A 14,980-nucleotide genomic window follows, 5' to 3' on the forward strand; every position below is an offset into this window, starting at 1 on the left:
CCATTTTGACATTCACAAGATGTCATTTCTGAATTATCTTATCAGAAAATTTCCTGTTTTTCAAGCATCTTCAGGGAATTTCACATCTTTCCCGCGCAGTCTGCCTGTGTTATAATAACACGGTCAATATACGATATACGCAGTATGCAGCTGCTGGTATATTTCTTAACGAGGGAAACAGAAAGGAATCATATCTTATGTGGATTGCTGATAACTGGAAAGACTATGAAGTCATAGACTGTTCAAAGGGGGAAAAGCTGGAACGCTGGGGCGATTATCTTCTCATCCGTCCCGATCCCCAGGTCATCTGGGATACGCCGAAAACTCATACCGGGTGGAAAAAGAGAAACGGCCACTACCACCGGAGCAAAAAAGGCGGCGGGGAATGGGAATTTTTCAGTCTGCCGAAGCAGTGGCAGATCCATTATGCAAACCTGACATTTAACTTAAAGCCGTTCAGCTTCAAACACACCGGACTTTTCCCGGAACAGGCGGTCAACTGGGACTGGTTTTCCGAAAAGATCCGGACTGCCGGACGTCCGGTGAAAGTGCTCAATCTCTTTGCCTACACAGGCGGCGCAACGCTCGCGGCCGCAGCTGCGGGAGCACACGTAACCCACGTGGACGCCTCAAAAGGCATGGTGACCTGGGCGAAAGAGAACGCCGTGTCTTCCGGACTTAAAGACGCTCCGATACGCTGGCTGGTTGACGACTGTGTGAAATTTGTAGAACGTGAGATCCGGAGAGGAAACAAGTATGACGCCATCATCATGGACCCGCCGTCATACGGAAGAGGCCCAAAAGGAGAAATCTGGAAAATCGAGGATATGATACACCCGCTCATTAAACTGTGTACAAAGATCCTCTCCGATGATCCGCTCTTCTTCCTCGTAAACTCTTACACGACAGGACTTGCTCCCGCTGTGCTGACTTACATGATCGCTACAGAACTCAAACCCTGGGACGGAACTGTCGATTCACAGGAAATCGGGCTTCCGGTGACCGAATCCGGTCTGGTACTTCCGTGCGGTGCCTCCGGGCGCTGGGAGCGGAACTGATCAGAGTCCTCATGATCAATGTTATACGATCAGAATCAGAAAAACTCTGTGCAAACGTTTTTTTCGTCTGCACAGAGCTTTATTTTTCTATCTATTCTGCTGGCTGTCATTCCGCTGACAAGCAATAAATTCTACTGATAGTCAATCACGTCGATCCATTTCATAAGGAATTCTTTCTCCAGCTCATTGTCCTTTGTGAGCTGTGCTGCCGCAACGATCGGAAGCCACTGCTGTACATACTGTCTTGCCGTATCGCTCTTCTTGCAGAACAGATTCATATACAGATCTGCTGTCTCCTGATCTTTCAGCGCGAACAGAAGATATGTCATGGCTGCGTCCGCACTCGCATTTCCCTGTGTTGCGTGCGCCCAGTCGACAACGGTCATCTTTCCGTTCTTTCCGACGATGACATTGCTCGGGTTGAAGTCACCGTGGCATACTTTGTTATGCTTCGGCATACTCTCAAGACGGGTGAGCAGCTCATATCTTGTCGTCGCATCAAGCTCTTTCAGACTGTTAATCTGGCGGGTCAGCTTGTCTTTCATACCTTTGAGCAGAGGGAATTTCTTGCTGTGTACCTGAAGCTGAAGGTCAACGAAATCTTCCATGTATTTCGCCATATTGCTCTTGTCGGACTGCATCATTTCTTCCAAAGTCTTTCCGTCTTTATACTCGATCTCAAGCGCCCATTTGCCTTCAATCTGCGTAACACTTTTTACTTTCGGAATATCAAGTCCGGTCTCCTCAATCTGGGAAGTAATCAGCGCTTCGTTAAATACATCCGACTTCGGATGTGTCTCCGCGAAAACCTTAACAACACTGTCATCACATTTGTAAACTGTTTTGTACGCACGTTTCACGATAATGTTTTTTTCTTCAAGCTTCATAAAATATACCCTCCTTGAATCGATTTTCGATCTGATGGGACTATTATACACCACGAAAATTGAGAAAAAAACCCCTCCGGAAGAAATTTGTGCATTTTTTAACTAACTTTTTTTACTTATTTTTATTGTCATTTCTTTAACAATTATGCCTGCTTTCCACGCTGTGTACCTTCTCACCAGGCTCGAAAGGACCTCGCCAAGTGTTCAGGCATCGCGCGCGGGCATCCGCCTTCCTATCCCTTCCGCAGTGCGCTCGCTCGATTTCGCTTCGCTTCATCCACTCTGTGTACCTTCTCACTAAGCTCGAAAGGACCTCGCCAAGTGTTCAGGCATCGCGCGCGGGCGTCCGCCTTCCTATCCCTTCCGCAGTGCGCTCGCTCGATTCCGTTCCACTCCATCTCGCGCGCGGGCATCCGCCCTATGAAAAAGGACAGGAGTCCGGAATTTCATGCAAGCATGATTCCGGACTCCTGTCCTTTTTCGCACTGCTGATTGCTTACGCGACTATTTGCCGTAGTAGCATTTCAGGTAGATTTCTTTGATTTCTTTGATGAGCGGGTATCTCGGGTTTGCTCCTGTACACTGGTCATTGAATGCCTGCTCGCACATATCGTCCAGAGTATCCAGGAAGTACTTCTCGTCAATTCCGTAATCCTTGATTGTCTTCTTGATACCGATCTTCTCTTTTAAGTCTTCCAGTTTCGCGATGAAGTTCTCGAATACTTCCTCATCTGTGTTTCCTGTACAGCCTGCGAAGCGTCCGAGTTCTGCGTATCTCTGAAGAGCGTGCGGATACTGATACTGTGAGAATGTTCCCATCTTTGTCGGAACCTCTGCAGCGTTGTATCTCATAACCTCTGTCAGGATGACAGCGTTTGCAACACCGTGCGGCAGGTGATGGAATGCTCCCAGCTTGTGAGCCATGGAGTGGTTTACTCCGAGGAATGCGTTTGCGAACGCCATACCTGCCATACAGGAAGCGTTGTGCATCTCCTCACGTGCGTGCGGGTCATTTGCACCGTTCTCATATGCAGACGGAAGATTGTCGAATACCATCTTCACAGCCTTCATAGCAAGACCGTCTGTGTAGTCTGTAGCCATGATGGATACATATGCCTCAATTGCGTGAGTCATAACGTCGATACCGGATGCGCTTGTCAGTCCCTTCGGAGCTGTCATCGCATTGTCAACGTCTACGATTGCCATGTTCGGAAGCAGCTCGTAGTCAGCGATCGGCCACTTAACGCCTGTTGTAGCGTCTGTGATGATTGCGAACGGAGTTACCTCGGAACCTGTTCCTGAAGAAGTCGGGATTGCTACAAAGTAAGCTTTCTCTCCCATCTTCGGGAATGTATATACTCTCTTACGGATATCCATGAAGTCCATAGCCATGTCTTCAAAGTTTGCTTCCGGATGCTCATACATCAGCCACATGATCTTTGCAGCATCCATCGCGGAACCACCGCCGAGAGCGATAATTGTGTCAGGCTCGAATGCTCTCATCTGAGCAACACCTTCCTGAGCGCACTGCAGTGTCGGGTCCGGAGCAACATTGTAGAAGCATGTATGCTGGATTCCGAGCTCGTCGAGCTTCTCCTCGATCGGCTTCGCGTTTCCGTTCTTGTAAAGGAATGTATCTGTAACAATGAATGCTTTCTTCTTGTGCATTACTGTTCCGAGCTCGTCAAGAGCGACCGGCATACAGCCTTTCTTAAAGTATACCTTCTCAGGTGTTCTGAACCACAGCATATTCTCTCTCCTCTCGGCAACTGTCTTCACGTTAAGAAGATGTTTTACTCCAACGTTCTCTGATACAGAGTTTCCGCCCCATGAACCACATCCAAGTGTGAGTGATGGAGCCAGTTTGAAGTTGTAAAGATCGCCGATACCGCCCTGTGAAGAAGGTGTGTTGATCAGAACACGGCATGTCTTCATCGCCTCGTAGTGTTTCTGGATCTTCTCTGTCTCTGCCGGATGAACATACAGGGAAGATGTGTGTCCGTATCCTCCGTCAGCGACAAGCTGAGCTGCCTTTTCAAGCGCCTCGTCGAATGTCTTTGCACGATACATTGCAAGTACAGGAGACAGTTTCTCGTGTGCGAACTCCTCGGAGATATCAACAGACTCAACCTCACCGATCAGGATCTTTGTGTTTGCCGGAACTTTAACTCCAGCCATCTCTGCGATCTCAACCGCAGATTTTCCGGGGATCTTGCTGTTCAGCGCGCCGTTGATAATGATTGTCTTACGGACTGCGTCGAGTTCCTTGCCCGGTTTCAGGAAGTAGCATCCTCTGTATTCAAACTCTTTCTTAACTGCGTCATATACACCGTCCAGAACAGTTACAGACTGCTCAGAAGCACAGATCATACCATTGTCAAATGTTTTGGAATGGATGATGGAGTTTACGGCCATTCTGATGTCCGCTGTATCGTCAATGATAACAGGAGTATTTCCAGCGCCTACACCGAGTGCCGGCTTTCCTGAAGAATATGCGGATTTAACCATTCCCGGACCGCCTGTAGCAAGGATCAGGTCGGAATCTTTCATAACTGTAGTTGTCAGTTCCAGTGACGGTGCGTCAATCCAGCCGATAATTCCTTCCGGAGCTCCGGCCTTTACAGCTGCCTCGAGAACTACCTTTGCAGCCTCAATCGTACATTTCTTTGCAGCCGGATGGGGGCTGATGATGATCGCGTTTCTTGTCTTCAGACAGATCAGTGTCTTGAAGATAGCTGTAGATGTCGGGTTTGTCGTCGGGATAACTGCAGCGATCAGACCGATCGGCTCTGCAACTTTTTTGATTCCGTAAGCCTTGTCTTCTTCGATTACACCGCATGTCTTTGTGTTTTTGTACGCGTTGTAAATGTACTCTGCAGCGTAGTGGTTCTTGATGACCTTATCTTCCATGACACCTCTCTGTGTCTCTTCAACTGCCATTTTAGCCAGCGGGATACGGGCCTTGTTGGCTGCCATAGCTGCCTCATAGAAGATCTTGTCAACCTGCTCCTGAGTGTAAGTAGCAAAAATCTTCTGAGCTTCGCGCATTGCTTTCATCTTTGCTTCAAGTGATTCTACACTGTCGATGAACTCTGGCACTGCTGCTTTTTCTTTCTTTGCCATTTTGATAAATCCTCCTGTACTTCTTTCAATCTGGTTTACTACCACTGTTCTTAGTATAATCCGATTGTTAAACAATTGTCAACCGTGCAATTGTTAATATTTTAACGTTATAATTTTAACATCATTTGTGCATATTATACAAAAAGCTGCCTCTCAGACACATTTCAGTGTCCGGAGGTAGCCTTCAAACCGATAATTCCTATCAGGAGCAGGGAGACGAAAAACATCCTCGCCGCAGTCACCGGCTCTTTAAATAATATGATTCCGACAATCACCGCTCCCAGAGCGCCTATGCCTGTCCATACTGCATAGGCTGTTCCAAGCGGAAGTGTTTTTGTCGCCTGTGAAAGAAACAGGAAGCTGATAATCATCCCAATAATTGTAAGTACTGTAAATTTAATCTCCGTAAAACCTTCCGAATATTTCATACATGTAGACCAGACAACTTCCATTGCCCCTGCGATTACAAGATAAATCCACTCCATTCTTTCTCTCTCCTCTCTTCTTTTGCAGCGATTCAGTCACCGGAAGCAGCGAAAAGCGCTGAAACTGTATCTTCCAATGGCCTGACGATACAGAATCAACGCTTTTCATTTAAAGCATATTTACCCGGCGGTAAATCAATCTCTATTCAGCTGACTATACAAGCTCAATCAGAACTTCCATGGCAGCGTCGCCCTTGCGCTGGCCGATCTTGACGATTCTTGTGTAACCGCCGTTTCTGTCGGCGTACTTCGGTGCGATCTCATTGAACAGCTTTTCTGCCATATCAACTTTCTTTGTGTTGGCTTTCTTTCCGGAAGCCTTTGCCGGAACTTCAGTTACCGGGCAGAGCACCTTGAGCATCTCACGTCTTGCGTGAAGTCTGCTCGGCTGATCCTTGCGGATCTTCTTCTCTGTCTCATCATAAACTGTAACTTTCTTTCCATCGACAACTTCTTTCACTCTCTTGCCGTCTTTGTCCTTGCGGGCAACTTTAGCTGTCACAGTTACTTCATCATAGTTGTCTTTCTCTCTTACAGCCATAGCGATCAGGCCCTCCGCTACTTTGCGGATCTCTTTTGCCTTAGCCTCTGTTGTAACGATCTTTCCGTTGTTGAGCAGAGCTGTTACCTGATTTCTGATCAGAGCTTTTCTCTGTCCGGAAGTTCTTCCGAGTTTTCTATACTTTGCCATTTTATTTATTCCTCCTATATTTCCGTCACAGTTCATACGCGCCGGTCACAAAACAGCACTTGCGTGCTTACCGCGGCTTCCGCCGCTCTTTGCTCATGAACAGACGCTCAATACATGGCTGAACTATGACCACACATTTGGTTATGCATCTTCGGGCTTACTAATCAAATGCCCCGCCGCGCTCTTCGGGCTTACCGACAGGATATTTGTATTTAACGCAGGGAATTATTCATCTCCCTGGTTGAGCTCGAGGTTGAGCTCTTTGAGCTTGGCAAGAACTTCCTCAAGAGATTTGCGTCCGAGGTTGCGGACTTTCATCATATCCTCAGGAGTCTTGTTTGTCAGCTCTTCAACCGTATTGATTCCGGCTCTCTTCAGACAATTGTATGAACGTACGGAAAGCTCCAGCTCGTCAATGCTCATCTCAAGCACTTTCTCTTTCTCGTCATCCTCTTTCTCGATCATAACTTCAGCAGCCTGTGCCACCTCTGACAGATCGACAAAAAGTTTCAGATGTTCGCTGAGTACTTTCGCAGCAAGGCTGACAGCCTCATCCGGAAGCATCGTTCCCTTTGTCCATACATCAAGCGTCAGTTTGTCATAATCCGTGATCTGTCCCACACGGGTATTCTCTACAGTAAGGTTCACCCGCTCAACCGGTGTGTAGATAGAATCAATCGGGATAACGCCGATCGGCATGTCCTCTGTCTTATTCTTATCTGCACTAACATATCCTCTGCCTTTTGTAATGGTCAGTTCCATATACAGTTTGCAGTCTTTTCCGCCGCTTAATGTAGCGATGACCTGTTCAGGATTGACAATCTCGATATCGGAATCAGCCTGGATATCGGCGCCTGTTACAACGCCCTCTCCTTCAAACTCGATGTACGCAGTTTTCACTTCGTCTGACTCAGATGTGTTCTTGATTGCAAGTGACTTCAGATTCATGATGATCTCCGTCACGTCCTCTTTGACCCCCGGAATTGAGCTGAATTCGTGAAGAACACCGTCGATCTTTACGGAACTTATGGCAGCTCCCGGAAGAGAAGACAGCATAATCCTTCTCAGGGAATTGCCGAGCGTAGTACCATAGCCTCTCTCAAGCGGCTCTACAACGAAACGCCCATACTTCTTATCATCTGATACATCCGTAATTTCAATATTAGGTTTATTAAAATCAAACACTACACAGACCCTCCTTGTGGGTTTTAAAATGTTGAAGGGGATACGCTGTTGCAGCCGACATTACTTGGAATATAACTCGACGATCAGCATTTCATCTACAGGAACATCGATTGCTTCTCTTGCCGGAAGCTCTTTCACTGTTCCCTTAAGATTCTCTGAATCAACATCAAGCCAGTCCGGAATCAGGTTTCCGCCTGTGACTTCGAGAATCTCTTTGTATCTCTGTGAGCCTTTTTTGTTCTCTTTGATCTCAATCGTATCTCCGGCTTTTACAAGGTAAGACGGAATGTTTACCTGCTTGCCGTTTACAAGTACATGCTTGTGATCAACGATCTGTCTTGCTTCTTTTCTTGTTCTTGCAAATCCCATGCGGAACATCACATTGTCCAGTCTGGACTCAAGAAGTCTCATCAGGTTGTCACCTGTCATGCCTTCCATCTGTTTTGCCTTTGCATAGTAATTTCTGAACGGTTTCTCAAGAACTCCGTAGATGAATTTTGCTTTCTGTTTCTCGCGAAGCTGAAGAGCATACTCACTCATCTTTCTGTTTGTTCTCTTTAACTGTCTGTTAGATTTCTTATTGATCCCAAGATAAATAGGATCCATGCCTAAAGAACGGCATCTTTTAAGAACAGGAACTCTGTTTACTGCCATGTCTATCCTCCTAAATTTATACGCCGCAGCGGTCTGTCTTCACCGCTGCCTGAATTGCTATCCGGTATATTAACGATCAAACTTACGATTAGACTCTTCTGCGCTTCGGCGGGCGGCATCCGTTGTGCGGTACCGGAGTAACGTCCTTGATGCTCACTACATCAATTCCGCATGCCTGAAGTGCACGAATTGCTGCCTCTCTTCCTGATCCCGGGCCTTTTACAAAGACATCTACTGACTTAAGACCATGTACGAGAGCAGCCTTTGCCGCTGTCTCAGCAGCCATCTGAGCCGCATATGGAGTAGATTTCCTTGAACCTCTGAATCCCAGGCCGCCTGCACTTGCCCATGAAAGAGCATTTCCCTGTGTATCTGTTAATGTAACGATTGTGTTATTAAAAGATGACTGGATATGCGCCTGTCCTCGTTCAACGTTTTTCTTGACACGTTTTTTTGTTACTTTTTTCGCAACTTTCTTTGCCATTTAAACTAACCTACTTTCTGGAATTTACTTTTTCTTATTTGCAACAGTTCTCTTCGGACCTTTGCATGTCCTTGCGTTTGTCTTTGTCTTCTGACCGCGTACCGGAAGTCCTTTTCTGTGACGGATTCCACGGTAGCATCCGATCTCTCTGAGTCTCTTGATGTTCAGCTGAATCTCTCTTCTGAGATCACCCTCTACAACCTGAGTCTCATCGATCACTGCGCTGATTTTCTTTACTTCTTCACTTGTAAGATCTCTTACACGTGTGTCAGGATTTACTCCTGCCTCTGCGAGAATACGGTTTGAGCTTGTTCTTCCGATTCCATAGATATAAGTCAGACCGATTTCTACGCGTTTGTCTCTTGGTAAGTCTACACCTGCAATACGAGCCATGTGTTTTTCCTCCATTTTCTTTTCAAATCATTACTTTAACTGAGGCTGCGGATGCGGGGCAGTATCTTTTGCTCTGCCGATGGTGTCTTGCATCCTACCGGGGTATCTTCTCCCGATATCCCAGCCCAGGCGACGGCAGTAGTGACGCCTTCGCCCTTTCCCGGCACGGACTCTGTCTTTTCACTCTTTCCGGACAAATCCGCCAATGCAAACGCCGGGTATTAGAAGCAATATACAATCGCATCTTCCCCCTCCGCGACAACACTTCGGGCTCCCGGACCGTCCCGGGAGAAAAAAGATGCCAGAACACGCGCTCTGCCGGTACCTGTGTGCAGATGCGGTGTATCCTTACTGTATATCAAACAGCTCTACACACTGCCTTGTGTGTCAGCTGTCAGCCGCCTAAATCATGTCGCACGTCTTCCATATATTTACCGATAACGTGCATTAATCCGATGCACAATTAACCCTGACGCTGTTTGTGCTTCGGATTCTCACAGATTACTCTGATGCTTCCTTTTCTCTTAATAATCTTGCATTTTTCACAAATCGGTTTTACTGATGATCTAACCTTCATGTCAAATCCTCCTTCCCTTCTGTGCTTTGCCTTTACTACACGGTACTTTTGGGCACACCACCCCAAAAGTGACCATTTCATAGTATAGCATCAAATGCTTTCACAAGTCAACAACTAATTTATTATTTTTTCTTTCGTTTACTTGTCTCTCCATATAATTCTGCCCTTGCTCAGATCATAGGGGGACATCTCCAGTGTCACCTTATCTCCCGGAAGGATCTTGATAAAATTCATTCTCAGCTTTCCGCTGATATGGGCAAGAACAATGTGCCCGTTTTCCAGTTCTACTTTAAACATTGCGTTCGGGAGCTTCTCAACTACAACTCCCTCGATTTCAATTACGTCAGCTTTTGACATTCTTAATCCTCCTGCTGTTACGTGCGCTTCCTGCCCGGAATTTAAACTGTCTCACTGTCCGGGGCAATTCTCCTGATAAATTCCCGGATCCGTCCGTCATCCGCGGATCCGGTAAACCGCTCCTTCAGTATGGGCTGAAGGTGCCTGCTGTTTTTTCGTTTCATGCGGCGGACGCTTCTTGCGTCTCCGTCCGCCACATATACATATTCGCCTTCGGTCCGGATTATCACATAGACGCGGTTCTTATCCCGCCCTGCTTTTGACCTTACAGCCATTCCTTCTTCCAGCTTCATCTGCCGCCTACTCTCCCAGGATCTCGACGATTGCGGCAAATACGTCATCGATCTCTGCCGTGCCGTCTACTTCTCTGAGGATTCCCGACTGTGTATAATAGTCGATCAGCGGCTGTGTCTGCTCGTGATATACGCCGAGTCTTTTCTGTACGGTTTCCGGCTTGTCATCATCTCTGAGAATAAGACTTCCGCCGCATTTGTCGCAGATTCCTTCCTGCTTTGTCGGAGCATATACGATATGGTAAGTCGCTCCGCAGTCCACACAGGCTCTTCTTCCGGACATACGGTTCACGATGTTTTCATCGGGAACCTCAACATTGATCGCATAATCCACTTTCTCATTCATACCGGCGAGTGCCTGATCCAGCGCTTCCGCCTGCGGAATTGTGCGCGGGAACCCGTCCAGGACATATCCGTCCGCGCAGTCGTCCTGTTTTACACGGTCAACGACGAGATCAACGACAAGTTCGTCCGGAACAAGAAGTCCCTGATCCATATAGGCTTTTGCTTTCTTTCCAAGCTCTGTCCCGTTTTTGATATTCGCACGGAAGATATCTCCCGTGGAGATGTGCGGTATGGAATATTTATCCGCAATTTTTTTGGCCTGTGTTCCTTTTCCGGCACCCGGCGCTCCAAGCATGATAATCTTCATAAATCTGCCTCCGATTTTGTGTGTAATAAACGTACATTTTCCATATAACTGAATCTGTGGACCTTATATAAGCCATGAGCCCGCATCGTTTTGCCGCAGATTGAGGCAAAACAGGGCGAGCTTGAATGTGGCTTAATATCCAAGGAAACTGTTTGTCATGTTGCTTCCTTTATTATTTAAGAATCCTGTATAATTTCTCACAAGCATCTGTGATTCGATCTTCTTGATCGTATCAAGCACAACACCCACGATGATGATGAGGGATGTTCCTCCGAAGGAAACATTCGCCCCGAATACACCGTTGAAGAAATACGGGATAACCTGAACGATAATCAGACCGCACGCACCTATGAAAATAATATAGTTCAGTATTTTCTGCAGATACTCAACTGTTGGCTTGCCCGGACGGATGCCGGGGATAAAGCCTCCGCTCTTCTTCATATTGTTCGCGATCTCCATCGGATTAAATGTGATCGATGTGTAGAAGTACGCGAAGAATATCGTGAGCAGAATATAAACTACAAGTCCGATCGAATAAATTGGCCTGTCGGGATCGCACCAGTTGTTGGAATTCATACCCGCGAGGATCTGACTTCCAATGCCTGTTCCGTCTCCTGCACCTACGAAGCTGGCTATCACGATCGGCGTCTGCATCAGTGATGATGAGAAGATGACCGGAATAACGCCGGCTGTGTTGACACGCAGCGGAATATGTGTCGACTGGCCGCCGTACATCTTTCTTCCCTGCACTTTTTTGGAGTACTGAACCGCAATTCGTCTCTCACCGCTCTGCAGGATTACAACAAAGACAGTGACAACAAGCAGGACGATCAGGATAACCGCTGCCGCAAGTCCTGCCTGAGCGATCTTCTTTCCTGCGATGAACTGTTCGTACAGCGTCGTGAAATCACTCGGGACTCTGGAAAGAATATTGATCAGAAGTACAATCGATATACCGTTTCCGACACCGTTTTCTGTGATCCGCTCTCCGATCCACATCAGGAATGCGCTTCCCGCTGTGAGAGTGCATACAACGATCGCACAGTTGACAAAGTTATAGTCTTCCAGGAGCCCCTGGCGTCCAAGTCCTACCGCAAGAGCAGTAGACTCAATCAGCGCGAGACCGACCGTCACGTATCTGGTAATCGCTGCAATCTTCTTTCTTCCCTCTTCTCCCTCTTTACGCATTTCCTCAAGTTTCGGAATTGCAATCGAGAGAAGCTGCATGATAATGGATGATGTAATATACGGCGTGATACTCAGAGCAAATACTGAGAAGTTTGTAAAGGAACCGCCGGTGAACGCTTCAAAAAAATTGAAAGCGTCACCGGTCTGTGATTCAAAAAATTCCTGAATAAAGGTTGGATCAACGCCGGGAGTCGGCAGCTGTGACCCAAGCCTGACAACGATAAGCATTGCAAATGTGTAAAGAATCCTTCTTCTGATATCTTCAATCTGAAATGCTCTCCGTACTGACTGCAGCATTAGATCACCTCTGCTTTTCCACCAAGTGCTTCGATCTTCTCAGCAGCCGCTGCGCTGAACGCGTTGGCCTGAACTGTAAGCTTCTTAGTTAACTCTCCATTTCCAAGAATTTTAACCCCGTCTCTCGGGTTTTTTACGATACCTGTCTCAATCAGTGTCTCAACTGAAACAACAGCTCCGTCTTCGAATCTCTCAAGAGCTCCCAAGTTAATTCCCACGATTCTCCTGGAGTTTCTGCATGTGAATCCTCTCTTCGGGATTCTTCTGTATAAAGGCATCTGGCCACCTTCAAATCCAGGTCTTGTTGCACCTGAACGGGCTTTCTGTCCCTTATGGCCTTTGCCGGCTGTCTTGCCGTTTCCTGAACCATGTCCGCGGCCTCTTCTGAAATTATCACTCTGCTTTGAACCGTCTGCCGGTCTTAAGTTTGATAAGTCCATGACGTTACCTCCTTATCTTTCTTATGCCTCTTCTTCAACCTTTACCAAATGTCTTACCTGCTGTACCATACCTCTGGTGGCTGCATTGTCCGGCAGTACGACTGTTCTGCCTGTCTTCTTGAGACCGAGAGCCTCAACTGTTTTCTTATGCTTGGGTACGGCGCCGATTGTAGACTTTACTAACGTAATCTTTAAGTTTGCCATTTCAATCTTACCTCCTTATGTGACAGATCTGAATTTAACAGCTTCTGTCCGCTTAGCCCACGATCTCCTCAATGGATTTTCCACGAAGTCTTGCAACTTCCTCCGGTGACTTTGTATCTTTCAGACCGGCAAGTGTAGCGAGAACTACGTTCTGCTTGTTGTTGGATCCGAGAGATTTTGTACGGATGTTCTTGATTCCCGCCATCTCGATCACAGCACGGGCCGGACCTCCGGCGATCACACCGGTACCGTCCGGAGCGTTCTTAAGAAGTACGGAAGCGCTGCCGAATTTACCGATCACATCATGGATTACACTTGAATTGTTGTCAAGTGAAACTGTGATCATGTTCTTCATCGCGTCCTCTCTTCCCTTGCGGATCGCTTCCGGGATTTCTGTGGCTTTTCCCAAACCTGCACCAACATGACCGTTGCCGTCTCCGACAACCACTAAAGCTGTGAACTTGAAGTTACGACCACCTTTAACAACTTTGGTAACACGTTTGATTGATACCACTTTTTCTAATAATTCCATCTGACTAGCATCAATACGTTCCTGTCTCATCTGTGTTCTCCCTTCCTAGAAATTCAGCCCAGCTTCTCTTGCTGCGTCTGCCAGTGCTTTGATTTTACCCTGGTAAATGAAACCGCCTCTGTCGAAAACGACGTCAGTGATGCCCTTTTCCTTCGCTTTCTCAGCGATTACTTTTCCGAGGTATGCAGCCGCATCAACGTTGTTGGTCTTCTCAAGTTCTGCCTTCACATCTTTCTGAAGAGTGGAAGCCGCTACCAGAGTATTTCCCTTCACGTCGTCAATGATCTGAGCATACATATGATTATTGCTTCTGAACACAGCAAGACGCGGTCTCTCAGCAGTGCCGCTGAAACGGTTGCGCAGCTTCATGTGTTTTTTTCTACGAATTTCGCTTCTTGATTTCTTACTAACCATTTTCACACTCTCCTTATTTATTTCTTACCAGTCTTACCGACTTTACGTCTGATGACCTCATCAGCATACTTGATACCTTTGCCCTTATACGGCTCCGGTCTTCTCTTGTCTCTGATCTCCGCTGCGTACTGTCCGACTTTCTCTTTGTCGATACCTTTTACAGTGATCTTGTTCTGGCCTTCCAGAACTGTCTCAACGCCTTCCGGATCGATCATCTCAACTGGATGAGAATATCCAAGGTTCAGTGTCAGTTTATTTCCCGATTTGGCTGCTCTGTAACCAACTCCGTTAACCTCAAGAACCTTCTCATATCCCTGAGTAACACCTACAACCATGTTGTTGATCAGTGTTCTTGTCAGGCCGTGAAGAGATTTCATCTTCTTAAGGTCGTTCGGTCTTGTTACAGTTACTTCTTCGCCTTCAACTTTAATTTCCATTTCTGTCGGAAGCTCTCTTGTAAGAGTTCCCTTCGGACCTTTTACAGTCACTACATTTTTCTCTGCAACTTCTACAGTTACTCCTGCAGGAATTGCTACCGGCAGTCTTCCTATACGTGACATACCATTTCCTCCTTAACTTAGATTTTCGGAACAGCGGCTTTAGGCTGCTCTGTTTTCAGTTGCATGCGCCTGTCGGCGCGAGGTCTTTTAGTTGCTTTCGGCTTACCATACGTAGCAGAGTACTTCTCCGCCTACGCCGAGTTTTCTTGCCTCTTTGTCTGTTACAACGCCTTTGTTTGTAGAAATGATGGCTGTTCCAAGTCCTCCGAGAACCTTCGGAAGATTCTCTGTGCTTGCATATACGCGAAGTCCCGGTTTGGAGATTCTCTTCAGTCCGGAGATAACCTTCTCGTTCTTGTCAGCGCCGTATTTCAGCGTGATATGAATTGTCTGGAAGTGTCCGTCTTCTACAAGGTCATATTTTGCGATATATCCTTCATCAAGAAGAATGTTTGCGATAGCAACTTTCATCTTGGATGCCGGTACATCAACTGTATCATGTTTTGCAGTGTTTGCGTTACGGATTCTTGTAAGCATATCTGCAATCGGATCGCTCATAGTCATTG

20 protein-coding genes are annotated in these 14,980 nt (G+C 46.9%); 1 reads left to right on the plus strand and 19 read right to left on the minus strand.

Translation table 11 applies throughout. The features are described from left to right. Window positions 1-197: 197 nt before the first annotated feature. Window positions 198-1,058 (plus strand): class I SAM-dependent methyltransferase, encoded by an 861-nt coding sequence (locus LKD70_RS00290; RefSeq protein ID WP_227706069.1) that lies wholly within the window; start codon window positions 198-200, stop codon window positions 1,056-1,058. Between the two features lie 131 nt (window positions 1,059-1,189). Here the strand turns inward: LKD70_RS00290 and LKD70_RS00295 are convergent, their stop codons facing one another. From LKD70_RS00295 to rpsH, 19 genes are all read right to left on the minus strand, one after another. Then, window positions 1,190-1,945, minus strand: a complete 756-nt coding sequence (locus tag LKD70_RS00295) for an aminoglycoside phosphotransferase family protein (protein ID WP_227706070.1) — start codon at window positions 1,943-1,945, stop codon at window positions 1,190-1,192. 504 nt (window positions 1,946-2,449) lie between these two features. After that, the gene (adhE, locus tag LKD70_RS00300; protein ID WP_227706071.1) at window positions 2,450-5,068 is read right to left on the minus strand and encodes a bifunctional acetaldehyde-CoA/alcohol dehydrogenase; all 2,619 of its coding nucleotides are present in this window, start codon (window positions 5,066-5,068) and stop codon (window positions 2,450-2,452) included. 164 nt (window positions 5,069-5,232) lie between these two features. Continuing rightward, a complete protein-coding gene (locus LKD70_RS00305; protein ID WP_227706072.1) occupies window positions 5,233-5,553 on the minus strand; it encodes a DMT family transporter in 321 nt (106 codons plus the stop codon). 154 nt (window positions 5,554-5,707) lie between these two features. Next, window positions 5,708-6,244 carry a bL17 family ribosomal protein gene (locus LKD70_RS00310; protein ID WP_227706073.1) on the minus strand — a complete coding sequence of 179 codons (537 nt, stop codon included), beginning with the start codon at window positions 6,242-6,244 and terminating at the stop codon, window positions 5,708-5,710. A gap of 225 nt (window positions 6,245-6,469) precedes the next feature. Further along, the gene (locus LKD70_RS00315; protein ID WP_227706074.1) at window positions 6,470-7,429 is read right to left on the minus strand and encodes a DNA-directed RNA polymerase subunit alpha; all 960 of its coding nucleotides are present in this window, start codon (window positions 7,427-7,429) and stop codon (window positions 6,470-6,472) included. A gap of 60 nt (window positions 7,430-7,489) precedes the next feature. Further along, a complete protein-coding gene (gene rpsD, locus LKD70_RS00320; protein ID WP_227706075.1) occupies window positions 7,490-8,083 on the minus strand; it encodes a 30S ribosomal protein S4 in 594 nt (197 codons plus the stop codon). A gap of 88 nt (window positions 8,084-8,171) precedes the next feature. Next, window positions 8,172-8,567 carry a 30S ribosomal protein S11 gene (gene rpsK, locus LKD70_RS00325; RefSeq protein WP_005613028.1) on the minus strand — a complete coding sequence of 132 codons (396 nt, stop codon included), beginning with the start codon at window positions 8,565-8,567 and terminating at the stop codon, window positions 8,172-8,174. 24 nt (window positions 8,568-8,591) lie between these two features. Then, window positions 8,592-8,960 carry a 30S ribosomal protein S13 gene (gene rpsM / locus LKD70_RS00330; RefSeq protein ID WP_227706076.1) on the minus strand — a complete coding sequence of 123 codons (369 nt, stop codon included), beginning with the start codon at window positions 8,958-8,960 and terminating at the stop codon, window positions 8,592-8,594. 463 nt (window positions 8,961-9,423) lie between these two features. Then, complete coding sequence (gene rpmJ, locus LKD70_RS00335) at window positions 9,424-9,537, minus strand: 50S ribosomal protein L36 (protein ID WP_003497809.1); 114 nt, start codon at window positions 9,535-9,537, stop codon at window positions 9,424-9,426. A gap of 138 nt (window positions 9,538-9,675) precedes the next feature. Continuing rightward, window positions 9,676-9,894 (minus strand): translation initiation factor IF-1, encoded by a 219-nt coding sequence (infA, locus tag LKD70_RS00340; RefSeq protein ID WP_004847497.1) that lies wholly within the window; start codon window positions 9,892-9,894, stop codon window positions 9,676-9,678. Window positions 9,895-9,935: 41 nt separating this feature from the next. Continuing rightward, window positions 9,936-10,187 carry a KOW domain-containing RNA-binding protein gene (locus LKD70_RS00345; protein ID WP_227706077.1) on the minus strand — a complete coding sequence of 84 codons (252 nt, stop codon included), beginning with the start codon at window positions 10,185-10,187 and terminating at the stop codon, window positions 9,936-9,938. A 7-nt stretch (window positions 10,188-10,194) separates the two neighbouring features. Continuing rightward, the gene (locus tag LKD70_RS00350; RefSeq protein WP_227706078.1) at window positions 10,195-10,839 is read right to left on the minus strand and encodes an adenylate kinase; all 645 of its coding nucleotides are present in this window, start codon (window positions 10,837-10,839) and stop codon (window positions 10,195-10,197) included. Window positions 10,840-10,971: 132 nt separating this feature from the next. After that, window positions 10,972-12,324, minus strand: coding sequence for a preprotein translocase subunit SecY (secY, locus tag LKD70_RS00355; protein WP_227706079.1), 1,353 nt, complete (start codon window positions 12,322-12,324; stop codon window positions 10,972-10,974). Next, window positions 12,324-12,764 (minus strand): 50S ribosomal protein L15, encoded by a 441-nt coding sequence (gene rplO, locus LKD70_RS00360; protein WP_227706080.1) that lies wholly within the window; start codon window positions 12,762-12,764, stop codon window positions 12,324-12,326. Before rplO ends, secY begins: the two co-directional genes overlap by 1 nt. Before the next feature lie 21 nt (window positions 12,765-12,785). Further along, complete coding sequence (gene rpmD, locus LKD70_RS00365) at window positions 12,786-12,968, minus strand: 50S ribosomal protein L30 (RefSeq protein ID WP_227706081.1); 183 nt, start codon at window positions 12,966-12,968, stop codon at window positions 12,786-12,788. A gap of 52 nt (window positions 12,969-13,020) precedes the next feature. Next, complete coding sequence (gene rpsE / locus LKD70_RS00370) at window positions 13,021-13,530, minus strand: 30S ribosomal protein S5 (RefSeq protein WP_227706082.1); 510 nt, start codon at window positions 13,528-13,530, stop codon at window positions 13,021-13,023. Window positions 13,531-13,545: 15 nt separating this feature from the next. Next, on the minus strand, window positions 13,546-13,914 hold the full coding sequence (rplR, locus tag LKD70_RS00375) for a 50S ribosomal protein L18 (protein WP_227706083.1): 369 nt from the start codon (window positions 13,912-13,914) through the stop codon (window positions 13,546-13,548). A gap of 17 nt (window positions 13,915-13,931) precedes the next feature. Next, window positions 13,932-14,474 (minus strand): 50S ribosomal protein L6, encoded by a 543-nt coding sequence (rplF, locus tag LKD70_RS00380; protein ID WP_227706084.1) that lies wholly within the window; start codon window positions 14,472-14,474, stop codon window positions 13,932-13,934. A gap of 102 nt (window positions 14,475-14,576) precedes the next feature. Next, a complete protein-coding gene (rpsH, locus tag LKD70_RS00385; protein WP_227706085.1) occupies window positions 14,577-14,978 on the minus strand; it encodes a 30S ribosomal protein S8 in 402 nt (133 codons plus the stop codon). Window positions 14,979-14,980: the final 2 nt, after the last annotated feature.

Origin of the sequence: Ruminococcus turbiniformis, from assembly GCF_020687545.1 — a bacterium.
In the GTDB taxonomy this organism is placed as follows: Bacteria; Bacillota; Clostridia; order Lachnospirales; family Lachnospiraceae; genus Mediterraneibacter; species Mediterraneibacter turbiniformis.

Excerpts from the sequence above, each read along its gene's own strand:
- LKD70_RS00350 (WP_227706078.1), bottom strand. The coding sequence starts at position 10,839 with ATGAAGATTATCATGCTTGGAGCGCCGGGTGCCGGAAAAGGAACACAG.
- rpmD (WP_227706081.1), bottom strand. The coding sequence starts at position 12,968 with ATGGCAAACTTAAAGATTACGTTAGTAAAGTCTACAATCGGCGCCGTA.
- rpsE (WP_227706082.1), bottom strand. The coding sequence starts at position 13,530 with ATGAGACAGGAACGTATTGATGCTAGTCAGATGGAATTATTAGAAAAA.
- rpsH (WP_227706085.1), bottom strand. The coding sequence starts at position 14,978 with ATGACTATGAGCGATCCGATTGCAGATATGCTTACAAGAATCCGTAAC.
- LKD70_RS00290 (WP_227706069.1), top strand. The coding sequence starts at position 198 with ATGTGGATTGCTGATAACTGGAAAGACTATGAAGTCATAGACTGTTCA.
- rpsK (WP_005613028.1), bottom strand. The coding sequence starts at position 8,567 with ATGGCAAAGAAAGTTGCGAAAAAAGTAACAAAAAAACGTGTCAAGAAA.
- LKD70_RS00295 (WP_227706070.1), bottom strand. The coding sequence starts at position 1,945 with ATGAAGCTTGAAGAAAAAAACATTATCGTGAAACGTGCGTACAAAACA.
- infA (WP_004847497.1), bottom strand. The coding sequence starts at position 9,894 with ATGTCAAAAGCTGACGTAATTGAAATCGAGGGAGTTGTAGTTGAGAAG.
- rpmJ (WP_003497809.1), bottom strand. The coding sequence starts at position 9,537 with ATGAAGGTTAGATCATCAGTAAAACCGATTTGTGAAAAATGCAAGATT.
- rplF (WP_227706084.1), bottom strand. The coding sequence starts at position 14,474 with ATGTCACGTATAGGAAGACTGCCGGTAGCAATTCCTGCAGGAGTAACT.
- rplO (WP_227706080.1), bottom strand. The coding sequence starts at position 12,764 with ATGGACTTATCAAACTTAAGACCGGCAGACGGTTCAAAGCAGAGTGAT.
- rpsD (WP_227706075.1), bottom strand. The coding sequence starts at position 8,083 with ATGGCAGTAAACAGAGTTCCTGTTCTTAAAAGATGCCGTTCTTTAGGC.
- adhE (WP_227706071.1), bottom strand. The coding sequence starts at position 5,068 with ATGGCAAAGAAAGAAAAAGCAGCAGTGCCAGAGTTCATCGACAGTGTA.
- rpsM (WP_227706076.1), bottom strand. The coding sequence starts at position 8,960 with ATGGCTCGTATTGCAGGTGTAGACTTACCAAGAGACAAACGCGTAGAA.
- LKD70_RS00305 (WP_227706072.1), bottom strand. The coding sequence starts at position 5,553 with ATGGAGTGGATTTATCTTGTAATCGCAGGGGCAATGGAAGTTGTCTGG.
- LKD70_RS00345 (WP_227706077.1), bottom strand. The coding sequence starts at position 10,187 with ATGAAGCTGGAAGAAGGAATGGCTGTAAGGTCAAAAGCAGGGCGGGAT.
- LKD70_RS00310 (WP_227706073.1), bottom strand. The coding sequence starts at position 6,244 with ATGGCAAAGTATAGAAAACTCGGAAGAACTTCCGGACAGAGAAAAGCT.
- rplR (WP_227706083.1), bottom strand. The coding sequence starts at position 13,914 with ATGGTTAGTAAGAAATCAAGAAGCGAAATTCGTAGAAAAAAACACATG.
- secY (WP_227706079.1), bottom strand. The coding sequence starts at position 12,324 with ATGCTGCAGTCAGTACGGAGAGCATTTCAGATTGAAGATATCAGAAGA.